At 39.7% G+C, this 22360-nt stretch carries 15 protein-coding genes; 12 read left to right on the top strand and 3 right to left on the bottom strand.

Annotated elements, in window-relative coordinates; translation table 11 throughout:
• Positions 1-104 precede the first annotated feature (104 nt).
• Positions 105-1901, bottom strand: a complete 1797-nt coding sequence (locus tag AC21OH_RS09320) for an OmpA family protein (RefSeq protein ID WP_487370234.1) — start codon at positions 1899-1901, stop codon at positions 105-107.
• Between the two features lie 621 nt (positions 1902-2522).
• Here AC21OH_RS09320 and AC21OH_RS09325 point away from each other — a divergent pair.
• On the top strand, positions 2523-3149 hold the full coding sequence (locus tag AC21OH_RS09325; protein ID WP_487369924.1) for a rhomboid family intramembrane serine protease: 627 nt from the start codon (positions 2523-2525) through the stop codon (positions 3147-3149).
• Between the two features lie 182 nt (positions 3150-3331).
• Here the strand turns inward: AC21OH_RS09325 and hemA are convergent, their stop codons facing one another.
• Entirely contained in the window at positions 3332-4687 is a 1356-nt protein-coding gene (gene hemA, locus AC21OH_RS09330; protein ID WP_487369925.1) for a glutamyl-tRNA reductase, read from the bottom strand.
• A 427-nt stretch (positions 4688-5114) separates the two neighbouring features.
• On the opposite strand from hemA, the gene AC21OH_RS09335 reads away from it, so the two are divergent.
• Positions 5115-6179 (top strand): DUF72 domain-containing protein, encoded by a 1065-nt coding sequence (locus AC21OH_RS09335; RefSeq protein WP_487369926.1) that lies wholly within the window; start codon positions 5115-5117, stop codon positions 6177-6179.
• Between the two features lie 230 nt (positions 6180-6409).
• On the opposite strand, the gene sodB is transcribed toward AC21OH_RS09335, so the two are convergent.
• Complete coding sequence (gene sodB, locus AC21OH_RS09340; RefSeq protein ID WP_486536051.1) at positions 6410-7039, bottom strand: superoxide dismutase SodB; 630 nt, start codon at positions 7037-7039, stop codon at positions 6410-6412.
• Positions 7040-7664: 625 nt separating this feature from the next.
• Between sodB and AC21OH_RS09345 the strand changes: the two genes are divergently transcribed.
• The 10 genes from AC21OH_RS09345 to AC21OH_RS09390 all read left to right on the top strand — a co-directional run bounded on the left by AC21OH_RS09345 (position 7665) and on the right by AC21OH_RS09390 (position 22292).
• Complete coding sequence (locus tag AC21OH_RS09345) at positions 7665-8426, top strand: non-canonical purine NTP pyrophosphatase (protein ID WP_487369928.1); 762 nt, start codon at positions 7665-7667, stop codon at positions 8424-8426.
• Positions 8427-8930: 504 nt separating this feature from the next.
• Positions 8931-10274, top strand: a complete 1344-nt coding sequence (tig, locus tag AC21OH_RS09350) for a trigger factor (RefSeq protein WP_487369930.1) — start codon at positions 8931-8933, stop codon at positions 10272-10274.
• A 438-nt stretch (positions 10275-10712) separates the two neighbouring features.
• Entirely contained in the window at positions 10713-11339 is a 627-nt protein-coding gene (gene clpP / locus AC21OH_RS09355; protein ID WP_486536055.1) for an ATP-dependent Clp endopeptidase proteolytic subunit ClpP, read from the top strand.
• 368 nt (positions 11340-11707) lie between these two features.
• A complete protein-coding gene (gene clpX / locus AC21OH_RS09360; RefSeq protein WP_487369932.1) occupies positions 11708-12982 on the top strand; it encodes an ATP-dependent protease ATP-binding subunit ClpX in 1275 nt (424 codons plus the stop codon).
• 388 nt (positions 12983-13370) lie between these two features.
• Positions 13371-14363, top strand: coding sequence for an SDR family NAD(P)-dependent oxidoreductase (locus tag AC21OH_RS09365; RefSeq protein ID WP_487369934.1), 993 nt, complete (start codon positions 13371-13373; stop codon positions 14361-14363).
• A gap of 233 nt (positions 14364-14596) precedes the next feature.
• Entirely contained in the window at positions 14597-15724 is a 1128-nt protein-coding gene (locus tag AC21OH_RS09370) for an MFS transporter (RefSeq protein ID WP_487370046.1), read from the top strand.
• Between the two features lie 471 nt (positions 15725-16195).
• Complete coding sequence (locus tag AC21OH_RS09375) at positions 16196-18247, top strand: propionate--CoA ligase (protein ID WP_487369936.1); 2052 nt, start codon at positions 16196-16198, stop codon at positions 18245-18247.
• A 237-nt stretch (positions 18248-18484) separates the two neighbouring features.
• Positions 18485-19969 (top strand): CoA-acylating methylmalonate-semialdehyde dehydrogenase, encoded by a 1485-nt coding sequence (locus AC21OH_RS09380; RefSeq protein WP_487369937.1) that lies wholly within the window; start codon positions 18485-18487, stop codon positions 19967-19969.
• Between the two features lie 239 nt (positions 19970-20208).
• Entirely contained in the window at positions 20209-21105 is an 897-nt protein-coding gene (locus AC21OH_RS09385) for a DMT family transporter (protein WP_487369938.1), read from the top strand.
• A gap of 8 nt (positions 21106-21113) precedes the next feature.
• Positions 21114-22292: an acyl-CoA dehydrogenase family protein gene (locus tag AC21OH_RS09390; RefSeq protein ID WP_487369939.1), complete on the top strand. Its 1179-nt coding sequence runs from the start codon at positions 21114-21116 to the stop codon at positions 22290-22292.
• The last annotated feature ends 68 nt before the right edge of the window (positions 22293-22360 follow it).

Consider the following 22360-nt stretch of genomic DNA (forward strand, 5'->3'; position numbering starts at 1 on the left):
GCCCAACATAGCGTTGGGCAGATTTTTGATTAACAACGTTTTAATTAAAATATAACTATTAATGGTTGATATTAATTAAAACTGCTGATAGCAATTAATAAATATTATTGGGCATCTGGTGCTAATATCGTATCGTCGCTATCAGGTGTAATATCATCGTTATTATTATCTAATGGATTTAAATCTGGATCTAGGTCTTGTAATGGATCATCACCATCTGGTAATAGATCATCATTGTTGTTATCGAGTGGATTCAAATCAGGATCAGGCATATCAACATCGGTAGTAGTACCAGGCGTTGTAGTAGCAGGAGTTGTAGCTACATTATTGCCTTTATTCTTAACTTCAGTTTCACGAATTTCAGAATCCGCAGCTACCACGATTCCATTTTCGTCAGCAACACCCATTGATTCGTCATATACAACATATTCAATACGGCGGTTGCGGAAGCGACCTTGATCTGTTTCGTTAGTTGCAATAGGATCAGACTCACCCATACCCTTGATTTTTAAACGGGCAGGATCAGCACCTTGTTCAACCAAATATGCTTTAACCGATTCAGCACGGCGCTGTGATAAAGGAATATTGTAATCGTTTGAACCGATAGCATCAGTATGACCAATGATTAACAATTCCATATCTGGCGTGTCCTGCATAATCTTAACAGCACGGTCGAGTACAGGCTTGTTCACATCAGGAATGAATGATTCGTCAAATTCAAAGTTGATAACCTGACGGCTTAATGCACGCGCTACATCACGTGGATCTGGATTATCACCTAAGGCATCAAGACCAGCATTGGCAACAGCGATACTGCGATCAATCTCACCTTGTAAGTCTAGAGGACCTTCAGCAACAATATTAAGACCTGGTGCTGCTGCTTTTAAATCGTTCACTAACTTATCTAGGTCAGCATCATCTGGAGAGTTCACTAATACTTCATCACCTTTAAAGATAACACTTGCATTAGGAGACTGCTGGATAATAGGGAGTAAAGCACTTAGCTGCTCAGCCGCTGGCATATCAGTAGCGAAGTTATCATCAGAATCTACACGGCACTTATCAGCTTCGTCGCCGAATACATCAGTCACAGCAGAAACAACCGTATCCCCTAAGCTTTCATTACCAACACTTATGCGGCATGAATATAATTGGTTACCTTCGCCTGTTGCTAATGCTAAAGCAGCAGGTTCAGCTTCCATCGCTAATGCGCCAACCTCTTCAGTAGTTTGATGTTCTTCAACTACAGGTGCAGGTGTTGCTGTAGGTTGAGGATCATCTTGGCAGCCTCTTAATAGCGCCCAAGCCAATGCTGCTAATATAATTAAACCAATGATTGGCAATAGGGCTTTCATAAAGCCACCGTCTTCTTTTTCTTCACGGTGTAAGGGTGCTGTACTGGTAGTATCAGAAATACGATGACCTTCAGTCGTCGCATGTGCAGCGGTTGGCGCTGCAGTAGTTGCGGCACCAGCACCTAAAACGCCAGCAGGTAATACGGTAGATGCCCAGCTTGGAATATGACTACTAAAAGAAGACATGTTATTGCGTAAGAATTCAGGTACTGGTGTGCTACCTGCAAGGCTTTTAATTTCATTGAGAGCCAAAGGTGCAGCAGCAGCCACTAGACTTCTTACTGATGATTTATCAGCATTATTATGCGTAGCAAGCTGATCAACAATACTTGTTTGATCAGCTTCGTTTGTCCATAGACGGTCGTAAAGACCAACATCATCACTGCGAATTTCGCTACCAGCTACGCTATGGTAAGAATCGTTATCAGCTAATTTACCTGCAAATAGAGCATAAAACTGCTCGAGTAAATTTGCATTTTCTGAACCATGCGTACCATCTAATATAGTTGGCGTAACAGTGCGATTTAAATGACCAATAATATCCATAAATTAAACTCCTAAATTCAAAAGTAAAAGATAGCAATAAACTACTACCACTATTGTTTTAATAATGTATTTGCTTTAATAACTTGTTTGCAATAATAACAAATTTGCTTAAATAACATTGAAAGCCAAGCGTTATTTGTCTGATTAAATCTTAAATATAAATATAAACTTAAATATAATCAGTGTCTTTTAAAATAATATAATTGATGTAAGTGATTTTATTTAAAAATATATCTTACGATTTTTTAAAAATATGTCTTAAGTCATCAATTAACATTTTATACTGAGTATACATTACTGCATAATGAGGCGAATATCGTTATATTAAGGTAATGTAAACGTTAAACCATGTTACATTAATAATAAATGGTCACAAATTTATAATAAATCTTGTTAAAACCCACTTTAAATATACGTAGTCCTCTATATAAGAAGATATAATTGTTTAATTTTTGAACAAAGAAATGGTAATTTTAATTAAATATTGTAATTTATACGCCCAATTTTGATTGCTTAACCTGTCATCAGTTACATCAGTTAACTTTAAAGACAGGTTTTATCAAACTTATGTATTTTTATCAAACTTATGTATAAAGCGCAAAATCTCAACAATCCAAGGGGATGACATTGGACAGTTTGCTTAGTAGCCATACTACTATAATTATTATTTTGACAGTGATAGTAAGCTTTTTAGCTTGGCAAAATAATGATCTTATGAACAAATTAATATTTAACCCTATTGCGGTTAAAAAAGGAGAGTGGTTTAGATTTATTACCCATGGTTTTGTTCATGCCGATGGGACGCACTTATTATTTAATATGTTTACCTTGTATTTCTTCGGCCGCGTCATTGAACGCTTTTTTAATCAATATTTAGGGGGCTTTGGATTTATAGTGGTATATTTGGTGGCTATCATTGTGGCGATGATTCCCAGCTATGTCCAAAATAAAGATAATCCACGCTATCGAAGTTTAGGGGCCTCAGGGGGTGTTTCTGCGGTATTGTTTTCATATATATTGTTAGCGCCATGGAGCATGTTATATCTGTTTGCAGTAGTGCCTATTCCCGCTATTTTATTTGCCGTGGCTTACGTCGCCTATAGTATTTATGCTAACAACAAGGGTGGCTCAAATATCAATCACTTAGCGCATTTATGGGGTGGTGCACTCGGGGTTATCGCCACCATAGCGTTATCGCCTAATGTGATTCCGCATTTCTTTTCGGCCCTTATGAACCCTGTATTTTAGGCTCTAGAGCTTAGTATGAGAGCACAGTACTAGCACATAATAAGTGATAAAGATTGATTGTTTAACTATCAAGTGTTGTGCTGATATTAAAATTTATTTTAATATCAGCACAACAAAAACGCCCACGACATAGTAGTGGGCGTTTTTATTACGATAGGTTATTTTTTATAAGAAAAATTAACTTATTTAGTACGATAGGCGTCTTTTAGTCCAGATATGATCAATTCTAAACTCTCCGCATTACCATCACGAGCAGCACGGCGCATCAAATATGATGGCGGGTGAGATAAGGTTTGAGTCAACCGCCGAGTTAGATCAATCATTAACGATTCAGTGGAGGCGTCGCTAGATTTTAATTCATGCAGTACATCGTTTAGTATTAATTGAGCTTTGTCGTCTATAATTTGGCGATACTCATGAATATCCTGACCCACTTTACGTACCTGATAGCGGCGCTCGATCTCTACCACCATATGACTGACTAATAGCTCCGCCTCAACCGCAGCCTGTCGACGCTTTTCAAGATTACCCGCAATCACGTGCTGCAAATCATCAATAGAATAAAGATAAACATCATCAAGCTTTCCAACACTCGATTCAATATCTCTAGGCACAGCTAAATCAACCATAAGCATGGGCTTATAGCGTCGTTTTTTTAACGCCTGTTTCGTCATTGCTTTATCAATCAATGAGTCCATACTTCCACTACAGCTACTGACAATATCTGCTTGTGGTAATAATGAGGCCAATTGGTTCAGTGGATATACTTCTATCTTAAGTCCTGGATTATTAAGCTCATCAGCAAGTTGTTGGGCGCGCTCAGGCGTACGGTTACATATCAAGATTCGCCGAACCCCTAACGCCGCAATATGCTGGGTTACTAATCGGTTCATCTCCCCTGCTGCAATCACCAATAGCGTTGTATCTTCAGGCTTATCAAATATTTGAGTCACCAGCTTGGCGGCAGCAAACCCAAGCGAAATTGCTTGAGTACCAACATCTGTTTCATTACGCACACGTTTTGCCGCTGCAAAAACTTGTTCTATCACCCAGTTTAGATGATTGGTAAGATAGCCTGTTTGTTTGACATGACTCACCGCACGCTTGATCTGACCAAATATTTGCGGTTCACCCAATATCATAGAATCAAGTCCCGCAGCCACACGCAACCAATGAGTTAAAGCCTGACTATCTATATACTCATACAAATAAGGTCGTATATTATTAATAGGTAAATTTTTGAAGCCTGCCAGCCAGTAGATGAGTTTTTCAGCAAGATCTTCAGCAGATATCATGTCAGCTTGTGACGCAGTCGTTGTGATTGCAGCATCTGCCACAAGTTTAGAATTTGCAGTATATGCATTTGGTGCTAGGGCGTATATTTCAGTACGATTGCACGTCGATATGATGATACTACCTGCGGTGATATCATGCAGCTGTGCTTGAGCAGCTTGAACGTCATCGCCAACAAAGGCTAGGCGTTCTCGCAACTCTACTGGGGCTGTTTTATGGTTAACACCAATGACCACAAGGTTCATGTATATCTACCAGTTTCAGATTCGAAGGTACAAAAAAATGCCACTAATTAAATGTAATTAGGATAATATTTAATTAGGTATGAGTTACTATCGTCAAAGTAATCTAAATCGTTAAATATATCTAAAATGGTTTCAAGCCAACCGAGTGCAAGTACTACTATGGTAGAGCGAGTGACGTTAACAACGTAACCGTTTAGTATTTCGCTGACTATAGAATTCTTTTTTAATATCATAGTCTATGGAGATGGTTATTAGCATTGCAATAGTCGTACAAATAGCGCATATCGTATTGTATAAAATGAGGGATTATACCACTGAATGTCAACGCATTCACAAGTACGCAATTTAATTTCATATCACTGTGCGTAAATATCATGCGCTTAAGCCATACATCCAAACCTGCAATAACCTATAAAACAATACTCTCATGACGACACTACCCTTATTCCCTCCAGATTCTAATTCAGACGAACTGATTGAATCGACCAATAATCTGTCTACTGAGACCCAGGATGATGTTCTAGATTATACTCAAGACAACAACCAATCCAAGTCAGGTTCACCTACTGTCTATCTAGGTACAGGCGGATATAGTAATTCTGATTTACTCGGTACGTTATATCCAACAGGTACTAAAAAGGCTGATTTTTTAGCGGTTTATGCCAAGCAATATGGGACCGTTGAGATAAACAGTAGTTTTTATGCACCGATAGGTCGCTCAGCTTATGAAGGCATGGTAAGAAAGTCCGACGCTCGTATACGGTTTGCTATTAAAATACATCAAGATTTTAGTCATGCTCGCAGTGCTACGCCAGAGATGGCAAACTCTTTCATAAATGCTTTACAGCCCCTCATCGAAGCTGACTGTTTAGGCCCATTATTACTGCAATTCCCACATGGCTTTGATCGCACTATCCATAATCGCTTGTATCTAGCCAAGTTAACACAGTGGTTTGCAGAATTTCCGCTTGCCATAGAGTTTCGTCATCCCAGCTGGCATGTGGCAGAGGTTGAGTATAGCTTTCAAAAGCTTGGGCTGATTTGGTGTAGTGTGGATTATCCTAATGTGAATGGACTCCCTGCTTCAAAACTGTTATTCACACAGCTTGGAACACATGGTAAAGCCCGTAATACTTTAAATGAAGCCTCAAAAGCAGACTTGAACACAAACTCGTATGCAAATTTAAATACAATACAAAGAGAAAGCTATCTTAATAACCATACTCAGAGCTTTCAGACAGATTGCCGCACAGGATATTTGCGCCTACACGGCAACAACTTAGACTGGTGGGATGCCAATTCGGCCAGTGAACGACATGATTACCGCTACACGTTAGATGAGATGCGCGTATTGGCGCAAGCTATTGCTAATCAGCGACAGCATTTTGACCAATTATATGTCTTCTTTCAAAACACTACGCATGCGCATGCCTATTATAATATTAAGATGTTACGAACAGAGCTAATAAAGCAAGACTTTTGCGTTTATTAAACCTATATACATTCGTCATACTCAAAACTATCTGCATACTAGCTTGATAAAATATGTTTGAAATTAGTGTAGAAAAATATAGCCAATATAATAAGGATAAATAATCAAACCAAACCTTAAAATATTTAAAACCAAAAAAGGATACCCGTAGGTATCCTTTTTAGTCAAGACAAGTTAAATCTAGATAAACTCAAATCTAAATAGGGCTTAAAACCCTAATACAGAGTCAATTACTCTTCAACACCCGCATCTTGACCTTTATATTTAGCGTTTGCATAGTCCCAGTTCACTAATTTGTCTAGGAACGTATCCACATAATCAGGACGACGGTTACGATAATCGATGTAGTAAGCGTGTTCCCAAACATCACACGTCAATACAGCAACTTTATCGTGAGCTAAAGGCGTATCTGCATCAGAAGTTTTCATAACAGATAGTTTGCCACCTTCAGTGTCAGCAACTAACCATGCCCAACCAGAACCAAACTGTGAAGTCGCAGCATTTTTAAATTCTTCACGGAATTTGTCATACGAACCGAAATCTTCTTCAATTTTTGCTTTAAGATCGCCAGTAGGTTCGCCGCCACCATTATTAGGTGTCATGCTATTCCAGTAAAACGTGTGATTCCAAACTTGAGCTGCTTGGTTAAACATGCCTTGCTTGTTGTCATCTTTAGCAGTTGCTTTGATAATTTCTGGTAAAGTCTTACCTTCTAGACCAGAACCAGGCAGCATGTTATTAAGCTTAGTGACATAAGCATTATGGTGTTTGTCATGGTGAAATTCTAAAGTTTCTGCACTGATATGAGGCTCAAGTGCATCTTTTGCATAAGGAAGAGGTGGTAGATTGATATGTGACATATTATTTTTATCCTTGGCTAATATAGATCATTCCTTTATAGCATAACTCTTAAAATTATAGAGTTTGAATAAATATTTGATCTAAGTGGCTTATAATTATTTGAAATCCTAAAATCACATGATTATATATAAGTATTTAAATATATAAGTATTTGAACCAGTATTCCAGTATTCCAGTATTTTATATGTGTGACCAACTTTAATTTTCGAACACATATTCAAACCTAGACTACGTAAAAAATTAGACTAGATAAATAGGAATAATCTAGAAAATACCCTTTAATATAAATATGTAATATATATGTGATTAGTATAGGCGAAAGACTAAACTCAACATTACTATAAAATAATTCGAATTTAATATAAAGCTAGAAACCTAAATATCAATGTTTTATAAAAGTAAATGAATGATAAAGTTCAATCAATAATAAAAACATAATATTGATTTAGGTCTGCTTAGACTTGATAACTAGTATATCAAAGCAAAATGTTATACTCAGTTACCGATTGTTATACCTAGTTAGGTATTTGTAGTTCATCAAACGTATATACCAAACCTGAAAATCAAAAATACTGCCCTTAAATAAAACTTGTAAAAGATAGCGGCGTAAAATATCGAGATAATATGAAACAAACTAATAAATGTTTTACACACATTGGTCCAAACAATGACACTAATATTGGTACAGACAATGATATAAATATTGGTACAGACAATGAAAATACTAAATCGAAACAAAAATGGGTATTGGCCAGTAATAACAAAGGCAAACTAAGTGAGTTTAGGCGATTGTTTACGGCAACGAATTTGGGTATTGAGATTGTACCTCAAGGTCAATTGGGCATTGAAGATGCTATTGAAGACGGCTTAAGCTTTGTAGAAAACGCTATTATTAAAGCGCGTCATGCCAGCCGAGCGAGTGGATTACCTGCTATTGCTGATGATTCAGGACTGTGTGTGCCTATATTGGATAATGCTCCTGGCATACATTCGGCTAGATACGCGGGAGAGCATGGTAATGATGACAAGAATATCGATAAATTGATTGCCCAGTTAGCACCTATTCGTAATAAACTTGAGCAAACTCAGACTTTGGTTGAACCAGATTCAACTGCTTCTGATACTTTTATCAGCGGATATTTTGTTTGTGTATTAGCAATGGTGCAGCACGCAGACGATCCTTTACCCCTTATTGCACAAGGTTTATGGCACGGTCAAATACTTGAGACCCCTATCGGTGATAACGGCTTTGGTTACGACCCCATATTTTGGCTACCCGAACGTCATCAAAGCGCAGCCCAACTCGATGCTGCAACAAAAAGCCAGCTTAGTCACCGTGGTCAAGCGTTGCAAGATTTGATATACCAATTAACACAAAAGGTTTAAGGGTGAATGTTATACCTTAATATTGAAATTTCTCTTAGATAGCCTAGATAGAATAACCATCAATTCGTGAAGGAAATACCTCGTGTTTTAACTATATTGAGAGCTTTATATGAGCCGCTATTGGCGTTTATATCAATAATTTATACTTTATTTTTACTTTCCTGGGCTGATACATTATACTATTCTACTTTTATAATTTTATAGCAGTCACTCAAGCACACTTGTAATTCAAGACTGTGGATGGTTTCGGCGAGTGTATAAGCCCGTATTGTATATGCGTACTGTATAAGTTTGCAGTGTATTTAATTTGCATACGTATTCATGTGGATTAAATGAAAGCTTTTTATATTATAAATAGCTGAGCAGCATAATTAGGATGCTCATTGTACTGATAACTTATACAGCCCTTAATACCAGATTCTATTTAGTAAATAGCGTTCATAATATTAGCGTTAAACATATTTCACATAACAATCATTTGATTAATATATAGGGTTTAAGACCATGGCAAAAGATTTACAAATTACCACCAATAAACTGAACGATAACCAAACTCAACTGACAGTTAAAGTGCCCGTTGAACAAATTCAAAATAAAGTTGAAGGCCGTATCCGCAATGTGGCCAAAACTGCCAAGATTGATGGTTTTCGTAAAGGTAAAGTACCTGTTTCGCACATCCGTGCTCAATATGGTGCTGGCATCCAACAAGAAGTTATCAACGATGTAATCCGTGATACTGTTTTTGAAGCCATTAAAGCAGAAGATGTTCGTGCGGTAGGCATGCCAAATATCGATGACGTCAAGCTTGAAGATGAATTTTTAGTTTATCAAGCGACGGTTGAAATCTTCCCTGAAATTAAAGTTGAAGGCATTAGCGACATAGAAGTTGAACGCCACAATGCTTCTATTAATGAAGAAGACGTAGATACTATGATTGAAAATCTACGTAAACAGCGTCAAGAGTTTGCTGATAAAGAAGGTGCTGCGGACGAAGGGGATCAAGTCACTTTTGATTTCGAAGGCTCTATTGATGGTGAGAAATTCGAAGGCGGTTCATCTGAAGATTTCAAACTGGTATTAGGCAGTGGCCAAATGATCCCAGGCTTTGAAGATGGCATTAAAGGCATGAGTGCTGGTGATGAAAAAACCATTGATGTGACTTTCCCTGAAGATTATCAAGCTGAAAACTTAGCTGGCAAAGAAGCACAGTTTAAAATAAATGTTAAAAAGGTTGAAGAATCTAAGCTTCCTGAAATCAATGAAGAGTTTCTTGAGCTATTTGGCGTTAAAGAAGGTGGTGTTGAACAGCTAAAAGAAGATGTGCGTAAAAACATGACGCGTGAAATCAAAAATGCGGCACGCAACCAAGTAAAACAAGCGGCCTTTGACGCCTTACTTGAAAAAAATGAATTCGATGTGCCAAGTGCCATGGTCGATCAAGAAGTCGATCGTCAACGTAACATGATGATGCAGCGCTTTGCGCAGCAGTTTGGCGGTAATACGGATAGCATCGATAAAGATATGTTGCCACGCGAATTATTTGAAGAGCAAGCCATTCGTGCTGCTCGTTTAGGTATCTTAGTATCGCGTATCATTGAAGAAAACAACCTAGAAGTGGATCAAGATCGCGTTGAGACTTTCATTAATGAAACGGCTGAAAATTACGAAGATCCTGCCGAGGTTATCGAGTATTACACTAACGATAAACAGCAACGTGCTAATATCGAATCTGTTGTTCTTGAAGATCAAGTTGTGGACTTCTTGATTGATCAAAGTAAAGTAACTGACAAAGAGGTGAGCTATCAAGAACTGATCGCTTCTCAGCAGCAGCAACAGGGCATGATGTAAGCAATAATCATTGAATTATCTCTAGTCATAAAAATGCCTCGATTATTTCGAGGCATTTTACTTTAATAACCATGTTAATTTATTAGCGTTGTTAGTTTGAGGTCAGTGTTGATTGAATACCATTGTTAACTTAATGTGATTATTAATATACGTAGCTATAATTGTATATTATTACGCCGCCTTCAAGTAATATAAGGCGCAGTTAGCATGATTATTGCTTGATTTATTGATGCGTACCCCAAAATACTATTTAAATCTTTAAAATGCTATATATTCTCTAAAATGCTATATATAAAGAACAACTTATAAATCAGTAAAATTGAACAAACGACAGGACTACTTATGACTCAACACAATAATAGAAACGATATCGAACGCATCATGAATAATCCGCATTTTGAGACTTTGAGTGCAGCTCAAGATTTGGTATTACGCGATATGCAAGACGCTACCGTTAGCGTCCCTCAAGCTGCCCTAGTACCGATGGTTGTTGAGCAATCTGCTCGCGGCGAACGCTCTTTTGATATCTACTCACGTCTATTGCGTGAGCGTGTTATCTTTTTGACCGGTCAAGTTGAAGACAATATGGCCAATCTTATCGTGGCGCAAATGTTGTTCTTAGAAGCGGAAAACCCAGAAAAAGACATACACTTGTATATTAACTCACCGGGTGGTTCTGTCAGTGCAGGACTTGCGATGTATGACACCATGAACTTTATCAAACCTGATGTGTCTACTATTTGTATGGGTGGTGCTTATAGCATGGGCTCATTCCTGCTTGCTGCGGGTGAAAAAGGCAAACGATATGCGCTAGCCAACTCGCGTGTGATGATTCACCAGCCATCGGGCGGCGCTCAGGGTCAAGCGACAGATATTGAAATTAATGCACGCGAGATCTTAAAAATACGTGATCGTTTAAACCGTATTTTAGCGGAGCGTACCGGTCAGCCGCTTGAGAAAATTGAAAAAGATGTTGAGCGTGACTACTGGCTAGATGCCCAAGAAGCCAAAGAATATGGCTTAGTTGATGATGTTCTTGAACGTCGTCCAGAAGAAGAAAAGTAAATTCCAATTTAAGCTCAAGCAGTTACGCGTTATTAAACCCTTTAGGGCGTGTCTGTAATTAACTGCTTGGGTTTTACGGTTTTAGTATGGTTTACATGACAACTTATGGTTCGGTTAATTCTATTTGAATTTCTATATTTGATTTATTGAAGTATTTAATTTATCGAAGTATTTAATTTTTTTATTTAACCGTGCATCCAAACCTACTTACCTAAATACGTTTTTCTCAAAGTCCAGTAGTCGTTTAGTATTTTGCTGACTATAGGTCGCTATTAGAATATGTCATATGACACAATATTATTTTATTCTCTTGTACTGTCTATGACGCTCAGCTGGACATATTGAGCACTTTATAAGGAGCGCTAAGCATGGCTAAAGACAACACACCAAATTGTTCGTTTTGTGGCAAAAAGAAAGATGAAGTCGCGCAGCTTATTGCCGCTGACGATGCCAATATTTGTAATGAATGTGTGGCGCTATGCACTGATTTAATAGAAGATGGTGATACAGACTACGAAGAAGCGGCAGACGATGCTAATGCATGGTTGGCTAAAAAGCTCCCCACGCCAAAACAGATTCGTGAACATCTAGATGGGTATGTGATCGGTCAAGATACGGCAAAAAAGGCGCTGTCAGTTGCTGTTTATAACCATTATAAACGCCTGAAAGTAGCCGCACAGCTCGCAGAAGACTCAAAGCAAGCTCGTATAGGTGCTGATGATGCGATGGTAGAGCTATCTAAAAGTAATATCCTACTTATTGGTCCGACTGGCTCTGGTAAGACGTTGTTAGCTCAAACCCTTGCCCGTATGCTCGATGTGCCTTTTGCGATGGCAGATGCCACCACGCTCACCGAAGCGGGTTATGTTGGTGAAGATGTTGAAAATATAGTACAAAAGCTATTGCAAGCTGCTGATTATGACGTCACTAAGGCTGAGCAAGGTATTATATACGTCGATGAAATCGATAAAATCAGCAAAAAAGGCGAGAACATGTCCATTACTCGCGATGTATCGGGTGAAGGCGTGCAACAAGCCTTACTTAAGCTTATCGAAGGTACAGTGGCTTCTATACCGCCTCACGGTGGTCGTAAGCATCCCAATCAAGAGCTTATTCAAGTTGATACCAGCAATATCCTAATCATTGTTGGCGGTGCCTTTTCAGGATTAGATAAAGTCATTCAACAGCGTACCGAAAAGACAGGCATTGGTTTCAATGCTGAGGTGAAAGCGAAAGATGATGGTAAGCAGTTGTCTGAGCTGTTTAAAAAAGTAGAGCCCGAAGATTTAATTAAGTTTGGTTTAATTCCTGAGCTAATCGGCCGCCTACCAGTTATAGCGACGCTTGAAGAGCTTGATGAAGAAGCATTAATGCAAATCTTGACTAAGCCCAAGAATGCGATTGTAAAACAGTATCAGTATTTGTTTGACATGGAGAATGCTGAGCTTAAATTTACCGAAAAAGGCTTAGAGGCCATTGCTCAAAAAGCAATGGAGCGTAAAACCGGTGCGCGTGGTCTACGTTCAATTGTTGAAAATGCTTTGTTAGATACCATGTACGAATTGCCTTCGATGGAGAATGCAAAATCTGTAACTGTTGATGAAGATGTTATTAATGAGGGTAAAACACCTAAGATTGCTTAAAACTGCTTTATAAAGTTTTGTAATTTAAAAGCTCTGAGCGTTCATTGTAGTTTAGGCTTAGCTTGGATTTGTTTTAGCTATTAGCAGTCCTAAAATTTGATGAGCAGTCCTAAAATTTGATGAGTCGAACAGACTCTAATTAAGCGCTTATCTTTTAGATAGGCGTTTTTTTGTTGTTTGGTTTTGCTACAAGCTTTATCCGCTTATTACGAGTAACCTTGTTTTATCAACTATTGCTTAAATTAACGACTATTCAGTATCTTATTTATTTGCGCTTAGGGGTTCCCTCCCCTATTCTTACATATGCTATATTAAAATTTTAATATACTATTTTTATTGGTTATTTTTTATAGTTAATCTTTTATATGTTATCAAGGACGGTACATTTATGCCCGCTTTACTTTCTCATTTTCCCGAGTCACTTTCAAAACATCTGTCATTAACACTCCCTTTCATACCGCCCATTATTGATAGTGAACAACTCACAGACTTTTATAAAGACCACGTTGCAGCCATTACGGGAGCTGGATCTGGTATTGGTCGACAACTCACCATAAACCTTGCTAATGCTGGCTGCCATTTGGCCCTAGCCGACATCAATGAAGACAATTTACAGCAAACGGTAGCGCTGTTAGAAAACGATGACATCAAAGTCACCACGGCCATAGTCAATGTGTCAGATAAAGAGGCTGTTTTTGAGTGGGCAGATACGGTCAAAAAAGAACATGGTCAAGTCAATTTCATCTTCAACAATGCTGGTGTTGCTTTATCTTCTACGGCAGAAGGCAGTCGCATTGAAGATATGGAATGGGTAATGGATATCAATTTTTGGGGTGTGGTGTATGGCACTAAAGCATTCTTGCCTTTAATCAAAGAGAGCGTACGTCAGAGTGAAAAAGACGGCAAACCATCTCAAAATGGGCATATTATAAATATCTCAAGTCTATTTGGTCTTATTGCTCAGCCTACTCAATCAGCATATAATGCCAGTAAGTTTGCTGTACGCGGATTCAACGAAAGCTTGCGACATGAGCTTGTCATGGAGAAAAGTGGGGTATCGATTACTTCTATTCATCCTGGAGGTATCAAGACCAGTATAGCTACTAGCGCTCGTATCAGTGACAGTCTGACCACCTTAGGACTTCCTGTCGGCGAAAAGGCACTTAAAAGCTTTAATAAACTGTTAAAATTCGATCCTAATACTGCTGCTCAAATCATTCTAATGGCTGCTGCAAATAATGAGGCGCGTTGTCTGATTGGTGATGATGCCAGGGTTGCTGATTTGATTCAGCGTTTTTTCCCAGCAAATTATAATAATGTGATGCTCACGTTGAACAAACTGTCCCGCTCGCGTAAAAAAAAGCGTAACAGAAACAAGTAAGATTAAGATTGATATTTAATTATAAGTTACCTATTTTAGGTAACTTATTTTGTTTTAAGTCATTTATATTTTGATCTTAATACATCCGTTAGTTTGCGTTAATTTACCCCAGACGTGGCGTCTTTATGCATTCCTCTTCACAATCTAACCGCTCAACTAAGTCGCGCACCCCTTTAGCATCCCCTAACTCTGCGCCAAGCTTCATATTAAAGTTAACTGCGATTCTAATCGGTATGTTTGCTTTTCTGCAAGTGTATTCCATTCAATCTATTTTGCCTGTATTGATGGTAGATTTTGCGGCGAGTGAGGTTCAAGCAGGCATGTCGGTTGGCGCCACTGTTATGGCCATTGCCTTGATGTCACCTTTTCTTGGGATGTTGTCAGATGCCATAGGTCGCAAGGTTCTAATCGTGGGATCGCTATTTTTTTTAGCCTTCCCTACCGCGCTCATAGCTATTAGTAATAATATTGAATCATTGACGCTGTGGCGGTTTCTACAAGGGTTATCAGTGCCTGGTATCAGTGTGGTGACGATAGCTTATATTGGAGAGGAGTTTAAAAGCAATGCGGTAGCTGAACTTATGTCCTATTACGTGTCTGGGTGTGTATTAGGCGGCTTTTTGGGACGGTTTATCTTAGGGCATTTGCACGAACTGGTCGGTTGGCGTACCGCTTATTACATCATGGCGGCCTTAACGTTATTAGGTGCTATTTGGGTCGCAAAAACGCTCCCTGTCTCTCAGCATTTTGTGCCACGTCCTAAATTTCGTATGGCACTACATACTTTAAAGAATCATTTGACCAATCGATACGTGATTTCGGCCTCGTTATTGGGGTTTTGTGTGTTATTTTCGCTTGTCGGCTGTTTTACCTTTATCAACCTTCATCTATCCGTTGCCCCTTATTCATTAACGACAGGTCAACTTGCTAATATATTTGCAGTATATTTAATAGGCGTCATAATCACCCCGCTATCGTCCAAACTTATGCAGCGCTTCGGTTCTGCTCGCACCATTATTGTCGCCGTGATGTTATCTATGGGCGGTGTCTTGTTGACGCTATCCACCCAACTATGGCTAATTATAACAGGCTTAACCATCATGTCTTCAGGCGTTTTTATTACGCAGTCTGCAACCATAGGCTACATTGCCACCAACGTGGATGAAGGACGTTCGTTAGCTTCGGGATTATATTATATGAGCTACTATGCGGGCGGTACTGTTGGTGCATGGATTTGCGGTATAGCGTATGCGTATGGTCAGTGGCCCGTCACTGTCATATGTTTATTCATTATACAGGTGCTGGCGCTGTTGATTGCGATATATGGCATGATACGAACCCCTTTGCAGGCTCATCAATAAGTGTTCTCCTCTTCTTAAATTGATTCGTTCATTCGATGCTCACCCTTCATGTAATAAAAGATTCTTGCAATCATTTTTTATTAAGACACTTACATTCTATTGAAGTAGCACTATTGACCTATAACTATACAATCTGTTAAGTTTACTTATTAAAACGATATAATTTGTCTCATATATATTGTATTATAATATTTGTACTTACTAAAACTTTATTTACTCCTTAAAGCACCTATAAAAAGGGCTGTGAGAAATCATTTAAAGTAACAAATTACAAAAATTAATAGGCATGAAAGTCTTCTATTTATTATGAATACCTGTTTAAATAATACAATTGACGATAACATCGTTACTTCTTTTTAAAAAATTCAAAAACTGTTGGTAAGGATAGCTAACAGCACAGCATTTGCATAGGTTATATCAAACTTGTGTCGACTGTTTTATTCATTACTCACCTCTGCTAAGGACAGCATTATGAATTCACAAATCAACACCTCTTCTCCATCCCCTATCTCAAATAGCGACGTTGCTAACCCAAACAATGATAGCAATGTGTCGTTTGCAAAACTCTACGATAACTCTATTAATAACGCCACTGAGTTTTGGCGCAAACAAGCTGAGCGCATTTATTGGCATAAACAGCCCGATAAAATACTAGACGATAGCAACTTACCTTTTGCCAAATGGTTTGTCGGCGGCGAAACCAATCTTTGTTACAACTGCGTCGATAAACATTTGGATACGCGCGCCGAGCAGGATGCCTTTGTCTGGGTATCCTCCGAAATTAATCAATCCCTACTCGATAACCACCCCGGTGTTGTCGATGCGTTTAAGGCGCTGGACAACCATGTAGAGTTTTACACCGACTATGCAAAACGTCGGTTGACTTACAATCGCTTGTACAAAGAGGTCAATTATTTTGCTGATGTCTTGCAGCGTTTGGGCATTGGCAAGGGTGATAGAGTCGTCATCTATATGCCAATGATTTTAGAGGCGGCTTATGCCATGCTCGCCTGCGCACGTATTGGTGCGGTGCATTCCGTGGTATTTGGTGGTTTTGCAGCTCATAACTTGGCCATTCGCATGGATGATGCCGAAGCGAAAATGGTAATTACTGTAGATGCAGGCTTACGTGGCGGTAAGGTTATTAATTACAAAAATCTTGTTACTCAAGGGGTTGAGCAAGCAACTGTCAAACCTGAACATGTCTTAGTGGTTGACCGCGGTATTATGCCATTTACGCCACAAGATATTGATGTAGATTATGCCACTGAGCGCCGTATTAGTTGCGAAGCTAAAGCAATTGTAGAGCCTGTGTGGCTGGAGTCCAATGAGCCATCGTATTTGCTATATACCTCTGGCACAACGGGTACGCCAAAAGGAGTACAACGAGACACTGGCGGACATGCCGTAGCGCTAACGACCTCAATCGATTTAATTTATGATGGCAAACCGGGGGAAACCTTTTGGGCGATATCGGATATTGGTTGGGCAGTTGGGCACTCGTATACCATTTATGCGCCCCTACTTGCCGGCATGACCAGCATTATGTATGAGGGTCTACCGCACAACCCTAATCCGGGTATTTGGTGGCGTATAGTTGAAGCAAACAAAGTGAATATATTATTCACTGCACCCACTGGCATACGTATGCTTAGAAAGGCGGATGAAACATGGCTAACCCGCTATGATACCAGCAGTGTGAAGTCTTTCTTCTTAGCAGGTGAACCGCTAGATGAGCCGACAGGTCAATGGTTATCCGATCACTTTGGTGTGCCGATTATCGATCACTATTGGCAAACCGAAACAGGCTGGCCCATTTTAAGTCACGCTCCAAAGTTCAATCATAAACCGCATAAATCAGGTACACCCGGCTATCCTATGTTTGGTTTTAATGCCAACGTATTAAATGAGGAAACCGGAGAGGTGTGTGCGCCTGGCGAAAAGGGTTTATTAACCATGTCGGCACCCTTACCGCCCGGATGTTTGACGACGGTTTGGCACAACGACGAGCGCTTTATTAACAGCTATTTTAATTTGTTTGATGGTAAGCAGTATTCAAGTTCGGATTATGCCAAAACCGATGAAAACGGTTATTTCTATATACTGGGTCGTAATGATGACGTCATCAATGTGGCGGGACATCGCCTCGGCACACAAGAAATTGAAGCGGCTATCAGCGAACATCCTGAGGTTGCAGAAGTGGGCGTGGTGGGCATAAAAGATGAGTTAAAAGGTGAGTTGCCTATTGCCTTTTGCATACTGCGTGACCCCTCAATTGTTGATGATACCGAAAACAGATTCCGTGTTGAACAACAAATTTTTGGTGTGGTAGCAAAATCTTTAGGCTCACTTGCGCGTCCTGTCGCTGTTTATTTCCCCAAATCACTTCCCAAAACCCGTTCTGGCAAGATATTACGTCGTGCCATTCGCGCATTGGCTGAAGGTCAACCAACGGGAGATATGTCGACGCTAGATGACCCTAGCGCCATCAAAGCGGTGCAAGAAGCACTTGAACATTATTAAAGTTTTGAACATAGTACAGTTTTGAACATAGCATATAGACACTAACCTCCATATTAATGGAGGTCAGTTCTCCTAAATGAGGTCACAGGATGGCTTTCATTTAAGAATTTACAATTTTATAAGCAGACAAGATCTCTAGCAATTACTGTTTATATATTTTGATAAGTGCCATATACTATGTATAGATTAAATTTTTTTTAAGTACAATAGTTATAAACCTCAAGATAAGGACACCTTATGCAACAAGTAAAACAACTCATTAACGGACAATTCGTCGATTCATCCACGTCAGAATGGATTGATTTGACCAATCCTGCTACTCAGGAAGTTATTGCAAAAGTACCGCAAACCACCGACGATGAAATCAACGAAGCCGTTGCTGCTGCCAAAGAAGCCTTTAAAACATGGCGCAAAACCCCGATTAGCAAACGAGCACGTATTTTTCTAACCTATCAAGCACTTATCCGCGAAAATATGGATGAACTTGCGGCATTATTAACCAAGGAGCAAGGGAAAACGCTTGCCGATGCGCGTGGTGACGTGTTCCGTGGTTTAGAAGTGGTTGAGCATGCGGCAGGCATTACCAACTTACAAATGGGTGACTTTGTTGAAAATGTGGGTACTGGCGTGGATACTTATAGTATCTGGCAACCGCTGGGCGTATGTGCGGGTATCACCCCGTTTAACTTTCCAGCGATGATTCCCCTATGGATGTTCCCAATGGCAATTGCCACGGGTAACACTTTTGTATTAAAGCCATCCGAGCAAGATCCAATGGTACCTATGCGTCTAGTGGAGCTTGCTTTAGAAGCTGGCGTACCTGAAGGCGTATTGAACGTCGTACATGGGGGCAAACCAACGGTCGATGCACTTTGTACTCACCCTGATATTAAAGCTATATCGTTTGTCGGCTCTACCAAAGTAGGTCAACACGTCTATGATACCGCAGCCAGTACTGGCAAACGCGTCCAATGTATGATTGGCGCTAAAAACCATGCGGTTATCCTGCCAGATTGCAATAAAGAACAAACCTTAAACCAATTGGCAGGTGCTACCTTTGGCGCAGCAGGTCAACGCTGTATGGCATTATCTGTTGTGGTATTGGTGGGTGAAGCAGGTAATTGGGTCGATGAAATAAAAGCTAAAGCTGAAACGCTAGTGGTATCAGCAGGTGAACATGACAAGGATTTAGGTCCACTCATTACCCCGCAAGCCAAAGCTCGGGTCGAACACCTCATTCAAACTGGGGTTGATGAAGGCGCTGACCTATTATTGGATGGTCGAGGTATCCAAGTAGAAGGTTATGAAAATGGTAACTTTGTAGGTCCTACTATCTTTGATAATGTCACTACAGATATGCAAATCTATAAGCAGGAAATCTTTGGTCCTGTGATGGTTATCATGCGTGCAGACAGCTTAGATGCGGCAATAGAATTGGTAAATAGCAATCCAATGGGCAATGGTACCGCTATCTTTACCCAGTCGGGAGCAGCAGCGCATAAATTCCAGCAAGATATTGACGTGGGTCAAGTAGGCATTAACCTACCCATCCCTGTGCCTCTACCGATGTTCTCATTCTCAGGCTCACGCGGTAGTAAACTGGGCGATTTAGGACCTTATGGTAAGCAAGCTGTACAGTTTTATACCCAAACCAAAACCGTGACCGCTCGTTGGTTTGACGATGAAGCCTCCAGCAAAGTGAATACCACGATTTCGATGTAAGATACCCTGATATTCTATGTAAGATACCTTGCTATTTAACTAAGATAGTCAATTTAATCAGATAGTTACGATTTTTGGGTACATTAAATCAATAAAATTAGATAGATAGCTTTGGGTTTATTTGAATATATAACTCATTTGAAGAGACAGTTTATTTGAAGAGATAATTTACCTGAAGAGATAACTTAACTGAAGAATAGTGTACTTGACGAGACAGTTTGAGGGATAGCAGGGATGATATGTATACAATAGTTTTCTCAGTATTATTCGTTCTACTGTACGGCTCTGGATTTGTCGCAGCACAGTATGGTCTTCCCTTTGCCGATCCTGCTTCGTTTTTAGTAGTTCGGTTTACGATTACGGTAGTGGTATTGGGATTAATTTGTTATGTGATCAAACCTCCCATGCCAAGTAACAAAACTGAGATATTGCATACTTTAGTAGCAGGCACGTTCATTGTTGGATTCTTTACTTTGGGTGTTTTTGTTGCCATAGACTATGGCATATCAGCATCAACATCGGCGCTCATCATCTCATTTCAGCCTTTGTTCGCCAGTTTAATTGCCAGAGTTTTATTTGATGCCAAAGTATCAGTGACGCAGTGGGTGGGGTTAATCATTGGCCTAGTAGGTGTGTTTTTAATCGTGCTTTTGGGTCTTGAAACCCCAAGTCTTATTGGGTTGTCGATGGCTTTTTTTGGGCTAGTTGGGGTCGCTTTTGGTAGTGTCTATCAAAAATATTTTTGTGCTAATATGAATTTAATGTTTGGCGGGTTTTTACAATCATTAGCCTCTTTAGGTTTGTGTACGTTAGTGTGGCTATTTTATCCGCAGCACTTTATTGAGTGGACACCAGCCTTTGTTTTTTCACTATTATGGATGGCAATTGTGGTCTCCATCGGTGCTATAAGCTTATTGTATGTATTAATTCGTCAGCTATCCATTAGTAAAGTTTCGAGCTTATTTTATTTGGTGCCAATTGCTGCCCTATTTTTATCAATAATCTTTTTAGACGGTCATATATCAATTTTTCAAAGTTTTGGTATTGTATTGATATCTTTATCTATATTTTTAGTCGCTTTATTCGATCAGAAACAGTTAAATCGAAGCGATAAATCAATTAAGCCTATTTTATAAGGACAACTATGGATTTCGCACTAACCGAAGACCAACTCGCTTTTCAACAAATGGCACGCCAGTTTGCGCTAAAAGAGCTTAAGCCCAATGCCGCTAAATGGGATGCAGAAAGCCACTTTCCAATTGATGTGATAAAAAAAACGGGCGAGCTGGGGTTTTTAGGATTATATACCAATCCTGACTGCGGCGGACTCGGATTGCCTCGCTTAGACTCTGCTATTGTGTTTGAAGAATTAGCTTGGGGCGATACTGCGATTGCGTCTTATATCAGTATTCACAATATGGTCACATGGATGATTGGCGAATATGGGCAACAAGAAGTGCTTGATGACATTGTTCCTAAATTGGTCAGCGGTGAGGTGTTAGCCAGTTATTGCTTGACCGAACCTAATGCAGGCTCTGATGCAGGGTCATTAACCACAAAGGCAGTCAAACAGGAAGATGACTCGTATCTGCTTAGTGGCGAGAAAACCTTTATCTCCGGCGCAGGGTCTACTGATATATTGCTAGTGATGGCACGTACTGGTGGTGCTGATCATGATAAACAGGGTGCAAAAGGCGTGTCTGCCTTTGTGGTTGATGCACATAGCGACGGTATCAGCTACGGTAAAAATGAAGATAAAATGGGCTGGAAAGCACAGCCAACCCGTACCATTCATTTTAAAGATGTGGTCGTGCCTGCCAAAAATAGATTGGGCATGGAGGGCGAAGGCTTTAAGTTTGCCATGAAAGGTTTAAATGGTGGGCGTATCAACATTGGTATCTGCGCCGTCGGTACTGCGCAAGCTGCCCTAGAGACTGCGGTGAATTATGTGCAAGAGCGCAAGCAATTTGGTAAAGAGTTGGCAAAACTGCAATCGGTACAGTTTAAATTGGCAGATATGCTGACGCAAACCATTGCGGCTCGCCAGATGATATATATGGCAGCAAATAAGGTTGATACTAACGATGTTAATGCGGCAAGTTACTGTGCTATGGCAAAAAGAATGTCTACCGATTTAAGTTTTGAAGTGGCTAATCAAGCATTACAATTACATGGCGGTTATGGTTATCTAAAAGAATATCCGCTTGAACGTCATGTACGTGATTTGCGTGTGCATCAGATATTAGAAGGTACCAATGAGATTATGCGCGTGATTGTGTCCCGTAGTATGATGGAGGACGACAATTTAAGCCGGTTGCGTTAATAACTGTGGAACATGATTATGATTCAATATTATAAAAAATATTCGTAAAGAAAAACTAAATCACGGAG

The sequence above is a fragment of the Psychrobacter sp. CX10 genome, assembly GCF_057621575.2.